This is a genomic window from Pseudomonas sp. NFACC45 (genome assembly GCF_900113505.1).
GTDB classification, from domain to species: Bacteria; Pseudomonadota; Gammaproteobacteria; order Pseudomonadales; family Pseudomonadaceae; genus Aquipseudomonas; species Aquipseudomonas tehranensis.
Window position 1 is genome coordinate 413,938 of the sequence record NZ_FOPO01000003.1, and the last position, 17,918, is coordinate 431,855.

Genomic DNA, 17,918 nt, shown 5'->3' on the forward strand with positions numbered 1-17,918 from the left:
CGATGAACGATAACGCGGTCATTTGAAAGACCGAGGTGCTTTCATCGCGAGCAAGCTCAGCTCCCACACAAGCCCGCTCCCACAAGGGGTATGCGGTGAGTGGGGGACCACTCACCGCAATCGTTGTAAACCGCGTTAGATAAAAACAGTTAATAACAATAAAGACGAGGAATGTAGGGATGAAAAATAAGAACACCAACGCCCGGCGGATCTGCCAGTTGTCTGCACTTGCTGCGGCGATGACCCTGGCCGGGGGCGCCCACGCTGCCGAAGCGTTCAGCCCGGAGTCGCAATGGATGACCGGCGACTGGGGTGGCGAGCGGACCAGACTGATCGAGCAAGGTATCGATATCAAGGCTGATTTCGTCGGTGAGATGGGGGCCAACCTCGACGGCGGTTACAACGATGACAAGACTGCGCGTTGGTCCCAGCAGTTTGGCTTGGGCGTAGCGCTGGACCTGGAGAAACTGGCGGGTTGGGGTGATACCACGGCCAAGATTCAATTCACTCGCCGGGACGGTCGCAACATCTCCAACGACCGTATCGGTGATCCACGTGCCGGCACCCTCAGCTCTTCCCAGGAAGTCTGGGGCCGTGGGCAAACCACCCGTCTGACCCAGTTGTGGATCAAGCAGCAGTATTTCGACAGTAAGCTGGATGTCAAAGCCGGTTATTACGGGGTCGGTGAAGATTTCAACAGTTTCCCGTGCGAGTTCCAGAACCTGGCGTTCTGCGGTTCGCAAGCCGGTAACTGGGCAACCGGCATCTGGTACAACTGGCCGATCATGCAGGCGGCGATTCGCGTCAAGTACAACCTCACGCCGGAACTCTATGCGCAGATCGGTGCTTACAACCAGAACCCTTCGCAGCTGGAAAACGGCAACCGCTACAAGCTCAGCGGCAGTGGCACCCAGGGCACGCTGATTCCGGTCGAGTTGGTCTGGTCGCCCAAGCTCAATAGCCTGCCAGGCGAATACCGTATCGGTTACTACAAAAGTACGGCCAAGGCTGATGACGTCCGCGAAGATGACAATGGCCAGGATGCCGCGACAACCGGTAACGCCTACCGCAGCCACAGCAGCAAGGATGGCTACTGGTTCGTGGTGCAGCAACAGCTCACCAGCCACAATGGCGACGCCTCGCGCGGTCTGAACATTGCCGCCAATGCCACCTTCCATGACAAGGAAACCAACGTCGTCGACAACTACCAGTCGCTGATGTTCGTGTACAAAGGGCCGTTCAATGCGCGTCCTAAAGATGACGTCGGGATCGGTTTTTCCCGCATCCATGTCAACGATGATGTGAAGAAAAACGCCGAGCTGGTCAACGCGGCCAATGGTGTCAGCGACTACGACGATCCGTTGTTCTCGCCGTTGCGTGGCACCGAATACAACTACGAAATCAACTATGGTTTCCACGTGACCAACTGGCTGACCGTACGCCCTAACCTGCAATACATCACGCATCCAGGTGGTGTGAATGAAGTCGACGACGCGCTGGTCGCCGGTCTGAAAATTCAGTCGGTGTTCTAACGCTGTTGCGATAAGCTCCTCTCTATGTGCGCATATTTGCGGATGGCCAAGGCTGTCCGCTTTTTTTTGGGGTGTGTGTTCGCTAACACAGGACCTGTGGCGAGGGCGCTTGCTTGCGCTGGGTTTTGTAGGAGCTGTCGAGCGAAGCGAGGCTGCGATCTTTCCACAGCCAATTGAATCGAGAGCGAAAGATCAAAATCAAAAGATCGCAGGCTTCGCCAGCTCCTACAGAACCCAGCGCAAGCAAGCTCCCTCGCCACAAAAAGAGCGCGTTGCAAACAAATGAGCAACTCAATGATTTCCAGGACCGCAGCTCATGCATGAGCATCCGCTACAACGCTTTTTCAGATCTTTGCGCGAGCGCCCGGTGTTTGCGTGGGAGCGCTATCGGCAACGCGATGTGCTGGTGATCGATCATCCGCTGTGCCAGGCGGTGTTCAGTCGTCAGGGCGCGCAGCTATTGCACTTTCAGCCGCGGGGTCAGAAACCCTGGCTGTGGTGCGCGGCCAAGTGGCCACAAGTCGGCGCAATACGCGGTGGGGTGCCGGTGTGTTGGCCGTGGTATGGCCGTCACCCCAGCGAAAACGCCTGGCCGTCCCATGGCTGGGCACGGTTGATCGACTGGAAACTGCTCGACAGCCGCAGCGATGAAACAGGCGTGCACCTGCACTGGCAGCTCCAGCTGTGCGACTGGCAGGTGGACCTGCACGCCGACTTGGGCGAGCGCATGGAATTACGCTTGAGCACCGAGCATCAAGACAGCCTGCCGTGCCAATTGAGCCAGGCTCTGCACGCCTACTGGCGTATTGGTGACGTCGGTGAGATAGCGCTGTCCGGGCTCGAAGGCGCGCAGGGCTACGACCAGTTGAATCGCGCAGCCTGTCAGCAGGAAGGCGATTTGCGCGTCGAGGGCGGTTGTCAGCGGGTGTTCCAGCATGAGGGTGAACTGCAGCTTAAGGACCACGCCTGGCAGCGTGAGCTGTGCATCGACACCGGCGCCAGCGCCGATACCGTGGTGTGGCATCCCGGTGCCCGGCCTTTGCTGGGGGTGAGCTGGGATGAAATCAGCGAATTCGTGTGTGTCGAGGCGGCCAGCGGCGGCACCGATAGCCTGTGCCTGGCGCCGGGGGAGCGGGCGCATTTGAGTTTGCAGGCGTGGGTGGGGGCTTAGTTCAAGTTTGTGGTGTTTGCTGCTGGCCCCATCGCGAGCAGGCTCGCTCCCACAGTGATCTTCGGCGTTCACAAGACCCTGTGGGAGCGAGCCTGCTCGCGATGACGGCCTGTCAGGCAAGCCACATCAGTTGAACTCATCCCCCACCGGATACCGGCTGGCATTGAGGCTTTCCTTGATCTTGCGCAGATGCGGCTGGAAGTCCACACCACGGCGCAAGGTCATGCCGGTGGCGAGCACGTCCAGCACAGTGAGCTGGATGATCCGTGAGGTCATCGGCATATAGATGTCGGTGTCCTCGGGCAGTGGGATGTTCAGACTCAGGGTGCTGGCCTTGGCCAGGGGCGAGCCTTCGGCGGTCAGCCCCAGTACCGACGCGCCGTTCTCCCGGGCGATGCGCGCGACTTCCACCAGCTCGCGGGTACGACCGGTGTAGGAAATGATCACGAACAGCTCGCCCGTGTGCGCCACTGACGCGATCATCCGCTGCATCAGCACATCGGCGTGGGCGGTCACCGCCAGGTTGAAGCGGAAGAACTTGTGCTGGGCATCCAGCGCCACCGGTGCCGAAGCGCCGAGGCCGAAGAAGTGGATCTGCCTGGCCTGGATCAGCAGGTCCACGGCACGGCTGATCAAATTGGGATCAAGGGCCTGGCAGGCGCTGTCCAATGAGGCAATGGCACTGCCAAAGATTTTCCGGGTGTAGGCTTCCGGATTGTCATCGGCCTCCACCGCGCGACTGACATACGCGGCGCCGCTGGCCAGGCTTTGGGCCAGTTGCAGCTTGAGTTCCGGGTAGCCGCTGACGCCGAATGAACGGCAGAAACGGTTGACGGTGGGTTCGCTGACCGAAGCGGCCTGGGCGAGGGCGGCGATGCTGAAGCGGGTGGCCTGCTGTGGGTTGAGCAGGATCACTTCGGCCACTTTGCGTTCTGCCTTGTTCAGGTCTTCAAGGCGACTCTGGATCTGTTCCAGTAAATTTCGCACGCGGTCCATACAAGATTCCTAGAAAGACGGGTCTTTGATACGACCCTTTGCGGTGGCCTATCCTACTGATGGCTCCGGTGTACCACCACTCGGAATCGGTATTTTCGAAAAATGTTGTGGTTATTACTACATTTTTCCTTGAGTGATGCCTTGAAAAAAGGTATTTGTAGCTTAACTTGATAAAAGAACAAACATCATGCATTCGATTACGGTTGAACCGTGCACCTTCGCCTTGTTCGGCGCGTTGGGCGACCTGGCCTTGCGCAAGCTGTTTCCTGCCCTTTATCAGCTCGATGGCGCCGACCTGCTGCATGAGGACACGCGGATCATTGCCCTGGCCCGGGAGCCGGGCAGCGAGCAGCAACACCTGGCGTTCATCGCCGCTGAGTTGCGCCGCTACGTGGGCGACAAGGATCTGAACGAGACCGTGGTTGAACGCTTCCTGGGGCGACTGACTTATCTGCACGTGGATTTCCTCAAGGCCGACGACTATGTCGCCCTGGCCGAGCAGGCCGGTTCAGCCCAGCAAGTCATTGCCTATTTTGCCACCCCAGCGGCGGTGTATGGAGCGATCTGCGAGAACCTGGCGAAGGTCGGTTTGTGCGAAAACACCCGTGTCGTGCTGGAGAAACCCATCGGCTCGGACCTGGAATCGTCGCGCAAGGTCAACGACGCCGTGGCGCAGTTCTTCCCGGAAAACCGCACCTATCGCATCGACCACTACCTGGGTAAAGAGACGGTACAGAACCTGATCGCGCTGCGGTTCGCCAACAGCCTGTTCGAAACCCAGTGGAACCAGAATTACATTTCCCATGTGGAAATCACTGTCGCCGAGAAGGTCGGCATCGAAGGCCGCTGGGGCTATTTTGACAAGGCCGGCCAACTGCGCGACATGATCCAGAATCACCTGTTGCAGTTGCTCTGCCTGATTGCCATGGACCCGCCGGCCGACCTGTCCGCCGACAGCATCCGTGACGAAAAGGTCAAAGTGCTCAAGGCCCTGGCGCCCATCAGCCCGGAAGGCCTGACCACTCAAGTGGTGCGCGGCCAGTACATCGCCGGCCACAGCGAGGGCAAGTCGGTGCCAGGTTACCTGGAAGAGCCCAACTCCAACACCCAGAGCGATACCGAAACCTTCGTGGCCCTGCGCGCCGACATTCGCAACTGGCGCTGGGCCGGGGTTCCGTTTTATCTGCGCACCGGCAAGCGCATGCCGCAGAAGCTGTCGCAGATCGTCATTCACTTCAAGGAACCGTCCCACTACATCTTCGCCCCCGAGCAGCGCTTGCAGATCAGCAACAAACTGATCATCCGCCTGCAACCGGACGAAGGGATTTCCTTGCGGGTGATGACCAAGGAGCAAGGCCTGGACAAGGGCATGCAATTGCGCAGCGGTCCGTTGCAACTCAACTTTTCCGACACCTATCGCAGCGCGCGGATTCCCGATGCCTACGAGCGGTTGTTGCTGGAAGTCATGAACGGCAATCAGAACCTGTTTGTCCGTAAAGATGAAATTGAAGCCGCGTGGACGTGGTGTGACCAGTTGATTGCCGGATGGAAGAAATCCGGCGATGCGCCCAAGCCGTATGCGGCCGGGTCCTGGGGGCCGATGAGCTCCATTGCACTGATCACGCGGGATGGGAGGTCATGGTATGGCGATATCTGAAGTGAAACTGCCGCAGGGCGTCAGCGCCCACGAATTCAAAAGCCCGATGCTGTTGGCCGAGGGCTTGGCGTTGAAGGTGGCTGAGCAATTACGCACGGCCATCGAGGCGCGCGGCACGGCGACCCTGGTGGTCTCCGGCGGTCGTAGCCCCGTGGCGTTTTTCCAGAGCCTGGCCAAACAGCCGCTGGACTGGTCGAACGTGGTGGTGAGTCTGGCCGACGAGCGCTGGGTGCCGGTTGAGCACGCTGACAGCAACGCCGGTCTGCTCAAGCGTTACCTGCTCCAAGGTGCGGCGGCCAAGGCCCAGTTCCTGAGCCTCTACAGCGCCAGCGCCGACCTGGAAGCCGCAGCCGAGCAGGCCGATCGTTTGCTGGCCGAGCTGCCGCCCATCGATGTACTGGTGTTGGGCATGGGCGATGACGGGCACACCGCCTCGTTGTTTCCCGCCAGCCCGAACCTGGCTCAAGCCTTGGATGCCAATGGCGTTCGCCGCTGCTGGCCGATGCTGGCGCCCACCGTGCCACACCAACGCCTGACCATGAGCCGCGCCCTGCTGGCCTCGGCCAAGCACAAAGTGCTGTCGATTTCCGGTCAGTCGAAATTGACCACCCTGAACGCTGCGGTGGCCGGTGACAATGTTGCCGAAATGCCGGTTCGCGCGTTTTTGCAACCTACGTTAGAGATTTACTGGTGCCCATGAACCAAGGATCAGCCGCTATGAAAAACCCATCCCCGACCGTTTCCATGGCGGACAAAGTTACCCTGATCGACAGCCTTTGCGCCAAGGCGCGGATCCTGCCGGTGATCACCATCGCCCGTGAGCAGGACATTCTGCCGCTGGCCGATGCCCTGGCTGCTGGCGGCCTGACGGCGCTGGAAGTGACCTTGCGTTCCCAGTACGGCCTCAAGGCTATCCAGGTGCTGCGCGAGCAACGTCCGGAACTGGTGACGGGCGCCGGCACGGTGCTCGATCGCCACATGCTGGCCGCCGCCGAGGCCGCCGGTTCTCAGTTCATCGTTACCCCAGGCATCACCCGTGATTTGCTGGAGGCCAGCGTTGACAGCCCGATCCCGTTGCTGCCGGGCATCAGCAACGCCTCCGGCATCATGGAAGGCTATGGCCTGGGTTATCGCCGCTTCAAACTGTTCCCGGCAGAAGTCAGCGGCGGTGTCGCGGCCATCAAGGCCCTGGGCGGCCCGTTCGGTGAAGTGAAATTCTGCCCGACCGGCGGCGTAAGCCCGGCCAATATCAAGAGCTACATGGCGTTGAAAAACGTGATGTGCGTGGGCGGTAGCTGGATGCTTGATCCTGAGTGGATCAAGAACGGCGACTGGGCCCGTATTCAGGAATGCACCGCTGAGGCGCTGGCGCTGCTGGACTGATTGTCTTACCGAACCTTCGTTGGGTGTTCTACGGTTTTACGGTGCGCTTGGTCGGCGCGCCGTTTTTTTTTGCCTGGTTTTTATCGTACCGCGCTGGATGAACGCTGGATTTGTGGCGAGGGGATTTATCCCCGTTGGGGCGCGCAGCGGCCCCGAAACCTGACATCTCGGTGCGTCAGATAGGTTAAGTCCCACCTTGCTGGGCTGCTGCGCAGCCCTGCGGGGATAAATCCCCTCGCCACAACTACATTCGGCTCAGGTTAATCAGCGCCGCAGTCAACCGCTCAATGTCACTCGCCAACGTAATCAACCCAGGCGTAATGCGGATACACGGCCCGACACTGGTGTTACGCACCACCGTGAAGATCCCATAGTCATTGAGCAGTCGATCAGCCATCGCCTGTTGATCGGGGTGCGCGGTGAAGCGCATCGACGTGATGCCGCAGTACAGGCGCGGATCGTCCGGCGTCATGATTTCGATCCCCGGCACATCACGCACGGCGTTCACCCAGAGGTCGCGCAGATAACTGAGCCGCGCGCCCTTGGCCGATGCGCCCCCCAATGCACGGTGCTCCTCTAGTACCAGAGGCAGCGTGAGCAAGGCCGGGATATTGGGCGTGCTGTGGGGCGTTCGCGAGCGCACATCAGTGGCAGGACAATGATCTTCGTCCATGTCCGGGTCGATGTCGGCCAGCCGTTGCGGTGCGATGTATAAAAAGCCCAGGGCCAGTGGCCCGCCGATCCACTTCTGCAGGTTGAACCCGGCGAATTCGATACCGAGCTTTTTCAGGTCGAAATCGATCTGGCCCAAGGCGTGGGCACCGTCGAGAATGATATCGACGCCAAACTCACGAGCGGTCTCGGCAATGGCCTGGACCGGCATCACCAGCCCGGTGAGGTGGTTGACGTAAGTCAGCGCCATAAGCTTGAGGCGCGGATAGCGAATGAACGCTTGGCGATAAGTGCCCACCAGGCTTTCGAAACTGGCGGGGTAGGGGTGGACGAGTTCAATGACCTGCACGCCCCGCTGCCGGGCCAGCCAGCGCATCGCGCTTTTGACCGACGCGTATTCCAGATCACAGATCAATACCTGATCGCCAGGCTTGAGGCCGTTGTAGTTTCGAATCAGCGTTTGCAGAGCGTCTACAGCGCTGTTGGCCAGCGCTACGCTAGCGGGGGATGCGTGGATCAGCTGTGCCACTTGCTGGCGAATCGCTTCGCCATGGTCCCGGTCGAAATGCTGGCGCACGTACACCGAGTTACCGCGGTTGACGAACTCGATGTTGCGTTGGTACTCCTCGACCACGGTCCGGGACATGCGGCCGAAGTAGCCGTTTTCCAGATTGAGCGGTGCATGAGGGTCGACATCGTAGCGGCCCACGAAAGTCTCCCAGAAGCTTTCATCGTGGGCGCGCAGGGTGTTCTCGGGCATGGCGGGGCTCAATCAATGTTGGGGCTTGGGTTTGCCATGTTTGGCGCGCAGTGGGTTAAGCAGATCCGACAGACCGTTGTGGTCGATCTCCTGCATCAGCGCTAGCAAAGCGCCCAGTTCCCCGTGAGGAAAACCCTCGCGAGCGAACCAGTTCAGGTATTGCCCGGGAAGGTCGGCCAGGATTCGGCCTTTGTATTTGCCGAAAGGCATCTGGCGCGTGACCAGCAGTTCGAGCTTTTGCGGATTCATGGTCTGGGTCTTGATTCAGTCAACCTGGAAAATACAGGCATTCTGCATGCAGGCCAAATGACAGATCATGCAAATAACGCGGATACAGTTTTTCCGTTTTTAACTAACTTATTGATTGTTAAGTGTTTTGTTGGTGGTCTTGGGCTGGCACGGCCGATGCAATATTCCTTGTAGGTTTTTATTCACCAAGCAAAGGAATTGAAAAATGACCGACATCAACAAAGAATCCATCTCCGTCCTGAACGACCTGATCGAAACCAGCAAAGACGGTCAGGAAGGTTTCAAGACTTGCGCTGAAGACATCAAGCATCCACAACTCAAGGCCTTGTTCGTCCAGCGCGCCGCAGACTGCGCCACTGCGGCGGCTGAGCTGCAAGCTGCCGTACGTGCGCTCGGCGGCGACCCGGAAACCTCGACCAGCGTGGCCGGTGACCTGCACCGCCGTTGGGTCGACGTGAAAGCTGTGTTCACTGGCAAGGATGAAGAAGCGGTGCTCAACGAAGCCGAGCGCGGCGAAGACCATGCTCTGAAGGCTTACAAGGAAGCCATGGAGAAAATCAGCAAGCACAACCTGGTAGGCATTCGCGACCTGGTTGAGCGTCAGTACCATGGCGTGCAGCGTAACCATGATCAGGTAAAAGCCCTGCGTAACGAAGCGCGTGCCCATTCTTAAACTAAACGCGCCCTGAGCTAAAAAAACGCCAGCCTGTCTGGCGTTTTTTTATGTCGATCATGTAACTGTGGCGCTGGACTCCAATAGATAGCTAGCTAATAATTGCACCCTCCATCACCCTTTTATTGCATCTATCGTTACTGCGTTCCCAGAAGAGTTTTTCGCGTGCCCATTACTTTCCAGGCCTTGTTCGCTCCCGACCGCCTCGCTGTGCAATTCGCCATCAAGACTGTTCTTGGTGGCGGACTGGCGCTTTGGCTGGCCTTGCGCTGGGGGCTGGAGCAGCCTTCATGGGCGTTGATGACCGCGATCATCGTGGCGCAACCGCTGTCCGGGATGGTGGTGCAAAAAGGCTTGGCGCGGCTGCTCGGAACGTTGGTGGGCACCGTCATGTCCGTGGTGTTCATGGGGCTGTTTGGCCAGGCACCGTGGTTGTTCCTGCTGGCGCTGGCCCTGTGGTTGGGCGTGTGCACGGCCTGTTCCACACTGTTGCGCAGCGCCTGGTCCTATTCGTTTGTGCTGGCCGGGTACACGGTGGCAATCATTGCCTTGCCGGCGATTTCCCATCCGCTGGGGGTGTTCGATCAGGCGGTGGCGCGCTGCACGGAGATCAGCCTGGGCATTGTCTGCGCCACGGCGGCCAGCGCGTTGCTCTGGCCGTTGCGGGTCGAGCGGCAATTGGCCGATCAGGCCCGTGCCGCCTGGCAGAGCGGCATGCACGCGGCACGGGCGACACTGACGGGGGATGCCCAGGCCCGGAAGGGGCTGCTGGAAATTCTCGGCAAGATCGTCGCCGTGGACGCCCAGCGCGAGCACGCCTGGTTCGAAGGCAGCCTGGGGCGGCAGCGGGCCCGAGCCATCAGCGCTCTGAGCCAGAAACTGTTGATGCTGCTGCGCATCTCCCGCTCGGTACGGCGGCAATGGAAACAACTCGACCCTGAGGAAGCCGAGGCTCTCAAGCCTTGGATGAGCGAGGTGCAACAAGCCCTCGACGCCGACAGCGCGACCCTGCAAGCCCTGCGACCACGGGTGTTGGATGCATCTCACGATCCACTGATCAGCTCGGCGCAAAGTTATTGCCTGGCCCGCTTCGCCTTGTTGCTCGATACCGCCCTGGCCGCCTGCGCAGCCTTGAGGGCGGTGCAAGAGGGCAGGGAGGCGGTGGATCCGCCGCGTACCCTGGCGCCCCATCGTGACCTGCCCCTGGCCATGGTATTCGGTGCGCGCAGCGCCCTGGCGTTTCTGGCGGTCGCCTGTTTTTGGCTGGCCACTGCCTGGCCCGCCGCCTCAGGCGCGCTGGTGCTCACCTGTGTGGTGTGCAGTCTGTTCGCCAGTCGTGAAAACGGCGCGCAGATCGGTATGAGTTTTCTTCGGGGGATTCTGTTGGCGGTGCCGACGGCGTTTGTGATCGGCGAGATTTTGCTGCCGCAATGGAGCAGTTTTGCGATGTTGTGCATGGCCATGGGCGTGCCGCTGTTCCTGGGGGCGCTGGGCATGGCCAAGCCGCAGATTTTCGCCACGGCCACCTCGTTCTGTCTGCATTTCGTGGTGCTGATATCGCCGCTCAACGCCATGAAATATGACGTGGCGGCGTTCTTCAACAATGCGCAAGCGATGATGATCGGTGTGGGCGCGGCGGTGTTGGCATTCAACCTGCTGATTCTGCGCGATCCAGCCTGGCATAGCCGTCGTCTGCTGGCTGCCACGCTTGATGATCTGGTGCGCCTGACGCGTCGTAACCTGCGGGGCGCCGAGAGCTGGTTCGGCGGGCGCATGGCTGATCGGCTGCTGCAACTGGCGCGGCATTATCCCGAACTGCCGGTGCCGGCGCGTAGCCGTTGGGATGACGGATTGCTGGGCCTGGACATGGGGGACGAGTTGCTGCATCTGCGCTTGAGTCTGGCCGTCGCCCAAATGCCCGACAACCGTGCCCAGCGCCGTTACTTCGAAGCGCTGGAGCAGGTGCTTGAGCGCGGTCCGGCAGTTGATCAGGCCGAAGCACTGGGCCCGGCGAGCGACGAGTTCCTGAACGTGTTGTCGACGCAACCGCCCGGCGATGCGCTGAAACTGGCCCAGGGCGCGGTGGTGCAATTGCAGAACAGCTGGCGCGCCTGGTGCCGTCAGCATGAACCTGAACAACGGGAGCACAGCCATGGGCTTGCGTGAGTGGTCGATAGGCGGGGTATTGCTCAGCCCGTTTTTGATTTATGTGGTGCTGGCCTTGCTGGTGACCGGTGGGCTACGCCTGTTGCTCAGCCTCGTGCCGGTCGGGCGCTGGATCTGGCATGAAGCCTTGTTCGACTGCGCCCTGTATGTCTGTGTCCTGACTGTTATTACCGTGGTCCTCGGACCGCTATAAGGAGTTGAACATGCGTACCTCCGTACGTGTTGCCGTCACGCTGAGCGTGGTGGCCGTGGCGATCTTCGCCGGGTTTCATCTGTGGCAGTACTACATGCTCACGCCCTGGACCCGGGATGCGCGGATTCGCGCCGACGTGGTAGTGATCGCCCCCGACGTGTCGGGTTGGGTGCGCGAACTCAAGGCGGTGGATAACCAGCAGGTCAAGGCAGGCGATTTGTTGCTGAGCATCGACCGCGAACGTTTTGAGGCCGCGCTGGAGAAAGCCCGGGCGGTGGTTCAGACCCGCCAGCAGCAACTGAGTTTGCGTGAACACGAAGCCAGTCGACGCGCCGCCCTGGGGCCTCAGGCTATCAGCGCCGAGTTGCGCGAGAACGCCCAGATCAACGCCGGCATCGCCCGGGGCGAACTGCGCGAGGCCCAGGCCGAGGCCAAGGTCGCCGAGCTCAATCTGGCCCGCAGCCAGGTGCTGGCCCCACGGGGCGGCCATATCACCAACCTGCGTCTGGCCGAGGGCAACTACGTGAATGCCGGGCAACCGGTCATGGCGCTGATCGACGATTCAACGTTTTACGTGCAGGCCTATTTCGAAGAAACCAAACTGCCCAGGATCCACGTGGGTGATCCGGTCAAGGTCTGGCTAATGAGCGCCGACCATGTCCTGCAAGGTCACGTCGAAAGCATCAGCCGCGGTATTACCGACCGTAATACCAATCCCGATGCGCAACTGCTGGCCGAGGTCGAACCGACGTTCAACTGGGTACGCCTGGCCCAGCGGATTCCGGTGCGGATCAAGCTGGACAAGGTGCCCGAAGGGGTGAACCTGAGCGCGGGGATGACGGCGAGCGTGCAGGTGCGTGAAGACCCGCAATAACTTTGTGGCGAGGGGATTTATCCCCGCTGGGGCGCGAAGCGGCCCCAACACCTTTATATCACTGCGGTGTCAGCGCCGAGCGCAGGGGGGCTGCCTCGCAGCCCAACGGGGATAAATCCCCTCGCCACAAGTCATCCACCGTAAATGCGGGTGGATCAACCGACCGTAATCGCCGGCAGCGTCGGCAAGGTCACGGTCTGTTGCTTGCGCGGCGCGAGGATTTCAGCTTCGCCGTCCACCACCAGTTCATCGCGCTGATTGAACACGCGAGTGGCGATGCGTACGCGGAATTTCGGCAGTTTTTCAAGAATTTCCAGGCGCACGGTCAGGGTGTCGCCGATTTTCACCGGCTTCTGGAAGCTCATCTGCTGGCCGATATAAATGGTGCCCGGCCCAGGCAGCTCGCAGGCCACCGCCGCACTGATCAGCGCACCGCTGAACATGCCATGGGCGATGCGCTCCTTGAACATACTCGCCGCGGCGAATTCGGCATCCAGGTGCACCGGGTTGTGATCGCCCGACATGGCGGCGAACAGCTGGATGTCGCGCTCTTCGACGGTCTTGCTGTAGCTGGCGGTCTGGCCGACTTCGAGGGCTTCGTAGGGGATGTTGGTAACCTGGGTCATCTATCAAATCCTGTGACGAGTAAAGGAAAACGCTGCAAACCTATTCGCTGCGTGGCGGTCGCTTGTGACTCAGGGCCTGAGCAATCCAGGCCAGCACGTCGGCCGTCACTTCATCGCGGTTGGTTTCATTGAACAGTTCGTGCCGGGCTTGCGGGTAGATCGTCAATTGCAAGTGCTGGCTACCGGTGCCGCGCAGGGCGTCGGCCAGATCCTTGAGACGCTTGCCTTCACTCACCGGATCACATTCGCCGCCGATCACCAGCAGGGGCAGGCCCGGATCGATCTGGGCGAGATTGGACGCTTTACTGATCTGCTGCAACCCGCCGAGCAGGTCGACCCACAACTGATTGGTGCAACGAAAGCCGCACAGCGGGTCGTGGAGGTACTTGTCGACCTCGGCCGGGTCGCGACTGAGCCAGTCGAAGGGGGTACGCGTGGGTTTGAATTTCTTATTGAAACTGCCGAAGGACAGCCACTCGATCAAGGCGCTGCGGCCCTTGGGACCCTGGCGCTTGCGCTCGAAACAGGCGATCAGGCGCGCGGCACGATAGAGCGCCACGGGCTGGAAATTCGAGCCGCTGAGAATCGCCCCGTGCAGACTGGCGCTGTGATGCAACAGGTAAGCCTGGGCGATGTAGCTGCCCATGCTGTGACCCAGCAGCACAATGGGAACCTCGGGGTGTTGCTGGCCAATGTGTTGATTGAGGCTGGCCAGGTCGCCGACTACCTTGGCCCAGCCATCCTCGTCTGCAAAATGGCCGAGCGTCGCCGCTTCGCCGGTCTTGCCATGACCGCGCAGGTCCGGCGCATAGACGCCATAGCCTGCATCGCACAGCGCCTGGGCCAGACGCGCGTAGCGGCCGCTGTGTTCGGCCATGCCGTGAGCCAGCATGATCACCGCTTCAGGGGCGGTTTCAGGCAGCCACTGATTGACGAACAGGCGGGTGTGGTCGGTGGCGGTGAGCATGAACGTTTGGTGGATCATGGGCATTCCTTTACTCACGGGCATACACAAGGGCAAACACAGCGTCGCTGCATTGTATAGCGCATCCGTTGCGTCTCGCCTGATCAGGTCACGTTACGTTACGTCGTGGCAGGTAGATTCACACTATCTATGAAGCAGGTTGCCATATTTGCCTGATTGGCCATAGCTGCTAGTGTCCCAAGAGCACCGCCTGTGCAAGAGCCACAGAAGCGGCCCGGACACGTTCAGGTAAAGAGGATAAAAACAATGCAGCCTGATTTCTGGAATGACAAACGCCCGGCCGGCGTGCCCCTGGACATTGACTTGGGGGCCTACAAATCGGTGATCGAGGTGTTCGAGCGTTCCTGCAAGAAATTCGCCGACCGTCCGGCGTTCAGCAACATGGGGGTGACCCTGACCTATGCCGAACTCGAGCGCTACAGCGCTGCCTTCGCCGGTTACCTGCAAGCCCATACCGACCTGGCGCCTGGCGATCGTATCGCGGTGCAGATGCCCAATGTCCTGCAATACCCCATTGCCGTGTTCGGTGCCTTGCGCGCCGGGTTGATTGTGGTCAACACCAACCCGTTGTATACCCCGCGGGAAATGCGTCACCAATTCAAGGACTCCGGCGCCCGGGCGCTGGTGTACATGAACCTGTTCGGGCAGAAAGTCCAGGAGGTGCTGCCTGACACCGATCTGCAGTACCTCATCGAGGCGAAGATGGGCGACCTGATGCCAGCCGCCAAAGGTTGGCTGGTCAATACGCTGGTGAGCAAGGTCAAGAAGATGGTTCCTGACTATTCGCTGCCCCAGGCTGTTTCCTTCAAGAGCACGCTGCGCCTGGGGCGGGGCCATGACATCAAACCGCTGCAAGTCAGCCTTGAGGACATCGCGGTGCTGCAATACACCGGCGGCACCACCGGCCTTGCCAAGGGGGCGATGCTGACCCATGGCAACCTGGTAGCGAACATGCAACAGGCCCGGGCCTGCCTGGGCCAGTTCGGCGATGACGGCCAACCGCTGCTGCGCGAAGGCCAGGAGGTGATGATTGCGCCGCTGCCGCTGTACCACATCTATGCCTTCACGGCGAATTGCATGTGCATGATGGTCACCGGCAACCACAACGTGCTGATCACCAACCCGCGGGACATCGGTGGCTTTATCAAGGAGCTTAAGAACTGGCGTTTTTCGGCGTTGCTGGGGCTCAACACGCTGTTCGTGGCGTTGATGGACCATCCGGATTTCAAGACCCTGGATTTCTCCAGCCTCAAGCTCACCAACTCCGGTGGCACTGCGCTGGTCAAGGCCACCGCCGAGCGTTGGGAACAGCTCACCGGCTGCCGTATCACTGAAGGCTATGGCCTGACCGAAACCTCGCCGGTGGCCTGTACCAACCCTTATGGCACGAAGTCCCGGCTGGGCACGGTGGGGCTGCCAGTGCCGGGCACGCTCATGAAAGTGGTCAGCGACGACGGCGCCGAACAGCCATTGGGCGAGCGCGGCGAACTGTGCATCAAGGGCCCGCAAATCATGAAAGGTTACTGGAACAAGCCCGAAGCCACCGCCGAGGTGCTGGATGGCGAGGGCTGGTTCAAATCCGGTGACATCGCGGTGATCGACCCGGACGGTTTCGTGCGCATCGTCGATCGCAAGAAAGACATGATCATCGTCTCGGGTTTCAACGTGTACCCCAACGAAATCGAAGACGTGGTGATGGCCCATCCGAAAGTTGCCAACTGCGCGGTGATCGGCGTGCCGGACGAGCGCTCGGGGGAGGCGGTGAAACTGTTCGTGGTGCCGCGCGAGACGGGCGTCAGCCTTGAAGAGCTCAAGGCTTACTGCAAGGAGAACTTCACCGGTTACAAGATTCCCAAGCACATCGTGCTGCGAGAATCGTTGCCGATGACGCCAGTGGGCAAGATCTTGCGGCGGGAATTGCGCGATATCGCCTGATTATTCCGGCAGCATCAAAGAAAAGATCGCAGCCTTCGGCAGCCCCTACAGGGAATCGGATTTCCTGTAGGAGCTGCCGAAGGCTGTGATCTTTTACAGATAAGACCCATTAATCCAAGGGGGTAGAATTTTTACTCTAAAAATGACCACTGCATATTCTTGAGTCAGATTTATGACTGTAGGGGCCACTTTTGGCTCTAGGCGACCTTTGGCAAAGCTGCTACTCTCGGCGCGCTTTTGTGACTTCTCGGCGTTGAACTAGGCCAGATTCACCAATAAACACACACCAATAATAATCGCATCAAATGCGGTGAGAATTCGCGTTGCTGAGGAGTGGGCTTCCATGATCGAAGACTTTTGGAAGGATAAGTACCCAGCTGGGATTGCTGCCGACATCAATCCAGACGAGTATCCGAATATTCAGGCGGTGTTGAAGCAGTCCTGCCAACGCTTCGCCGACAAGCCGGCATTCAGCAACCTGGGCAAGACAATTTCCTACGGTGAACTGTATGAATTGTCCGGTGCCTTTGCTGCGTATCTGCAACAGCATACCGATTTGCAGCCAGGCGATCGAATCGCCGTGCAACTGCCCAACGTTCTCCAGTACCCGGTTGCCGTGTTCGGTGCGATTCGCGCCGGTCTGATCGTGGTCAACACCAACCCGCTGTACACCGCGCGGGAAATGGAACATCAGTTCAATGACTCCGGTGCCAAGGCGCTGGTGTGCCTGGCGAACATGGCGCACCTGGCCGAGGCTGTGGTGCCCAAGACGGGCGTCAAGCACGTGATCGTCACCGAAGTCGCCGATCTGCTGCCGCCCCTCAAGCGTTTGCTGATCAACAGCGTGATCAAGTACGTCAAGAAGATGGTCCCCGCTTATCACTTGCCCAAGGCCATCAAGTTCAACGAGGTGCTGAGCAAGGGCCACGGCCAGCCAGTGACCGAAGCCAACCCGACCAGCGACGAGGTGGCCGTGTTGCAATACACCGGCGGCACCACTGGCGTGGCCAAGGGGGCGATGCTCACCCACCGCAACCTGGTGGCGAACATGTTGCAGTGCAAGGCGCTGATGGGGTCCAACCTCAATGAAGGTTGCGAAGTCCTGATCACGCCGCTGCCGCTGTACCACATCTACGCGTTCACCTTCCATTGCATGGCGATGATGCTGATCGGCAACCACAACATCCTGATCAGCAACCCACGTGACCTCCCGGCGATGGTCAAGGAACTGTCGAAGTGGAAGTTCAGCGGTTTTGTCGGCCTCAATACGTTGTTCGTGGCCCTGTGCAACAACGAAGCCTTCCGCAACCTGGATTTCTCAGCATTGAAGGTGACCTTGTCCGGTGGCATGGCCCTGCAACTGGCCGCGGCCGAACGTTGGAAAGCGGTTACCGGCTGCCCTATCTGCGAAGGTTATGGCATGACCGAAACCAGCCCGGTCGCCACCGTCAACCCGATTCAGAAAATCCACGTGGGCACCATCGGCATTCCTGTTCCGTCGACGCTGTGCAAGATTATCAATGACGCGGGTGACGAACTGCCATTGGGCGAAATCGGCGAATTGTGCGTGAAAGGTCCACAGGTCATGAAGGGCTACTGGCAGCGCCAGGACGCCACCGATGAGATCCTCGACAGCGAAGGCTGGCTCAAGACCGGCGATATCGCGCTGATCCAGCCGGACGGGTACATGCGCATCGTCGATCGCAAGAAAGACATGATCCTGATCTCCGGTTTCAACGTGTACCCCAACGAGCTGGAGGACGTGCTGGCGACCCTGCCGGGCGTCCTGCAGTGCGCAGCTATCGGCGTACCGGACGAAAAATCCGGTGAGGCGATCAAGATTTTCATTGTGCCCCGCCCAGGTGTCACGCTGACCAAGGAGCAGGTGATGGAACACATGCGCGCCAACGTCACGGGCTACAAAGTGCCCAAGGCGGTGGAGTTCCGCGATGCGTTGCCGACCACCAACGTGGGCAAGATCCTGCGGCGCGAGTTGCGCGATGAAGAGCTGAAGAGGCTGGGTCTGAAGAAGTAAGGCCGCTATAA

Annotated in this window: 16 protein-coding genes; 11 read left to right on the forward strand and 5 right to left on the reverse strand. The window is 59.9% G+C overall.

The features are described from left to right. The first annotated feature begins 179 nt into the window (after nt 1-179). Both BM132_RS07560 and BM132_RS07565 read left to right on the forward strand, forming a co-directional pair. On the forward strand, nt 180-1,532 hold the full coding sequence (locus BM132_RS07560) for a carbohydrate porin (protein WP_092454333.1): 1,353 nt from the start codon (nt 180-182) through the stop codon (nt 1,530-1,532). 316 nt (nt 1,533-1,848) lie between these two features. After that, nucleotides 1,849-2,703 (forward strand): D-hexose-6-phosphate mutarotase, encoded by an 855-nt coding sequence (locus tag BM132_RS07565; RefSeq protein WP_092454335.1) that lies wholly within the window; start codon nt 1,849-1,851, stop codon nt 2,701-2,703. A 126-nt stretch (nt 2,704-2,829) separates the two neighbouring features. Here BM132_RS07565 and BM132_RS07570 read toward each other — a convergent pair whose 3' ends face one another. After that, nucleotides 2,830-3,690: a MurR/RpiR family transcriptional regulator gene (locus tag BM132_RS07570; RefSeq protein WP_171061416.1), complete on the reverse strand. Its 861-nt coding sequence runs from the start codon at nt 3,688-3,690 to the stop codon at nt 2,830-2,832. A 196-nt stretch (nt 3,691-3,886) separates the two neighbouring features. Between BM132_RS07570 and zwf the strand changes: the two genes are divergently transcribed. The 3 genes from zwf to BM132_RS07585 are packed head-to-tail and all read left to right on the forward strand — an operon-like array spanning nt 3,887 to nt 6,739. Further along, nucleotides 3,887-5,356 (forward strand): glucose-6-phosphate dehydrogenase, encoded by a 1,470-nt coding sequence (gene zwf, locus BM132_RS07575; protein WP_092397073.1) that lies wholly within the window; start codon nt 3,887-3,889, stop codon nt 5,354-5,356. Further along, nucleotides 5,343-6,056, forward strand: a complete 714-nt coding sequence (gene pgl, locus BM132_RS07580; protein ID WP_092454337.1) for a 6-phosphogluconolactonase — start codon at nt 5,343-5,345, stop codon at nt 6,054-6,056. The genes zwf and pgl overlap by 14 nt, the downstream gene beginning before the upstream one ends. A gap of 17 nt (nt 6,057-6,073) precedes the next feature. Continuing rightward, nucleotides 6,074-6,739, forward strand: a complete 666-nt coding sequence (locus BM132_RS07585) for a bifunctional 4-hydroxy-2-oxoglutarate aldolase/2-dehydro-3-deoxy-phosphogluconate aldolase (RefSeq protein WP_092397077.1) — start codon at nt 6,074-6,076, stop codon at nt 6,737-6,739. 244 nt (nt 6,740-6,983) lie between these two features. Here the strand turns inward: BM132_RS07585 and BM132_RS07590 are convergent, their stop codons facing one another. Both BM132_RS07590 and BM132_RS07595 read right to left on the reverse strand, forming a co-directional pair. Further along, a complete protein-coding gene (locus BM132_RS07590) occupies nt 6,984-8,171 on the reverse strand; it encodes an aminotransferase class V-fold PLP-dependent enzyme (protein WP_092454339.1) in 1,188 nt (395 codons plus the stop codon). 12 nt (nt 8,172-8,183) lie between these two features. Further along, the gene (locus BM132_RS07595) at nt 8,184-8,420 is read right to left on the reverse strand and encodes a DUF3820 family protein (RefSeq protein ID WP_092454341.1); all 237 of its coding nucleotides are present in this window, start codon (nt 8,418-8,420) and stop codon (nt 8,184-8,186) included. Nucleotides 8,421-8,625: 205 nt separating this feature from the next. Between BM132_RS07595 and BM132_RS07600 the strand changes: the two genes are divergently transcribed. The 4 genes from BM132_RS07600 to BM132_RS07615 all read left to right on the forward strand — a co-directional run bounded on the left by BM132_RS07600 (nt 8,626) and on the right by BM132_RS07615 (nt 12,326). Beyond that, nucleotides 8,626-9,093, forward strand: coding sequence for a ferritin-like domain-containing protein (locus BM132_RS07600; protein WP_092454343.1), 468 nt, complete (start codon nt 8,626-8,628; stop codon nt 9,091-9,093). 165 nt (nt 9,094-9,258) lie between these two features. Further along, nucleotides 9,259-11,259, forward strand: a complete 2,001-nt coding sequence (locus BM132_RS07605; protein WP_092454345.1) for an FUSC family protein — start codon at nt 9,259-9,261, stop codon at nt 11,257-11,259. Beyond that, nucleotides 11,246-11,452: a DUF1656 domain-containing protein gene (locus tag BM132_RS07610; protein WP_092454347.1), complete on the forward strand. Its 207-nt coding sequence runs from the start codon at nt 11,246-11,248 to the stop codon at nt 11,450-11,452. The genes BM132_RS07605 and BM132_RS07610 overlap by 14 nt, the downstream gene beginning before the upstream one ends. 10 nt (nt 11,453-11,462) lie before the next feature. Beyond that, nucleotides 11,463-12,326, forward strand: a complete 864-nt coding sequence (locus tag BM132_RS07615; RefSeq protein ID WP_092454349.1) for an efflux RND transporter periplasmic adaptor subunit — start codon at nt 11,463-11,465, stop codon at nt 12,324-12,326. Nucleotides 12,327-12,481: 155 nt separating this feature from the next. On the opposite strand, the gene BM132_RS07620 is transcribed toward BM132_RS07615, so the two are convergent. Together BM132_RS07620 and BM132_RS07625 are read right to left on the reverse strand one after the other, a co-directional pair. After that, the gene (locus BM132_RS07620) at nt 12,482-12,952 is read right to left on the reverse strand and encodes a MaoC family dehydratase (protein WP_003184579.1); all 471 of its coding nucleotides are present in this window, start codon (nt 12,950-12,952) and stop codon (nt 12,482-12,484) included. Between the two features lie 40 nt (nt 12,953-12,992). Next, on the reverse strand, nt 12,993-13,937 hold the full coding sequence (locus BM132_RS07625; RefSeq protein ID WP_092454351.1) for an alpha/beta hydrolase: 945 nt from the start codon (nt 13,935-13,937) through the stop codon (nt 12,993-12,995). 246 nt (nt 13,938-14,183) lie between these two features. Between BM132_RS07625 and fadD2 the strand changes: the two genes are divergently transcribed. Together fadD2 and fadD1 are read left to right on the forward strand one after the other, a co-directional pair. After that, on the forward strand, nt 14,184-15,872 hold the full coding sequence (fadD2, locus tag BM132_RS07630) for a long-chain-fatty-acid--CoA ligase FadD2 (RefSeq protein ID WP_092454353.1): 1,689 nt from the start codon (nt 14,184-14,186) through the stop codon (nt 15,870-15,872). Nucleotides 15,873-16,215: 343 nt separating this feature from the next. Beyond that, nucleotides 16,216-17,907, forward strand: a complete 1,692-nt coding sequence (fadD1, locus tag BM132_RS07635; protein ID WP_092454355.1) for a long-chain-fatty-acid--CoA ligase FadD1 — start codon at nt 16,216-16,218, stop codon at nt 17,905-17,907. The last annotated feature ends 11 nt before the right edge of the window (nt 17,908-17,918 follow it).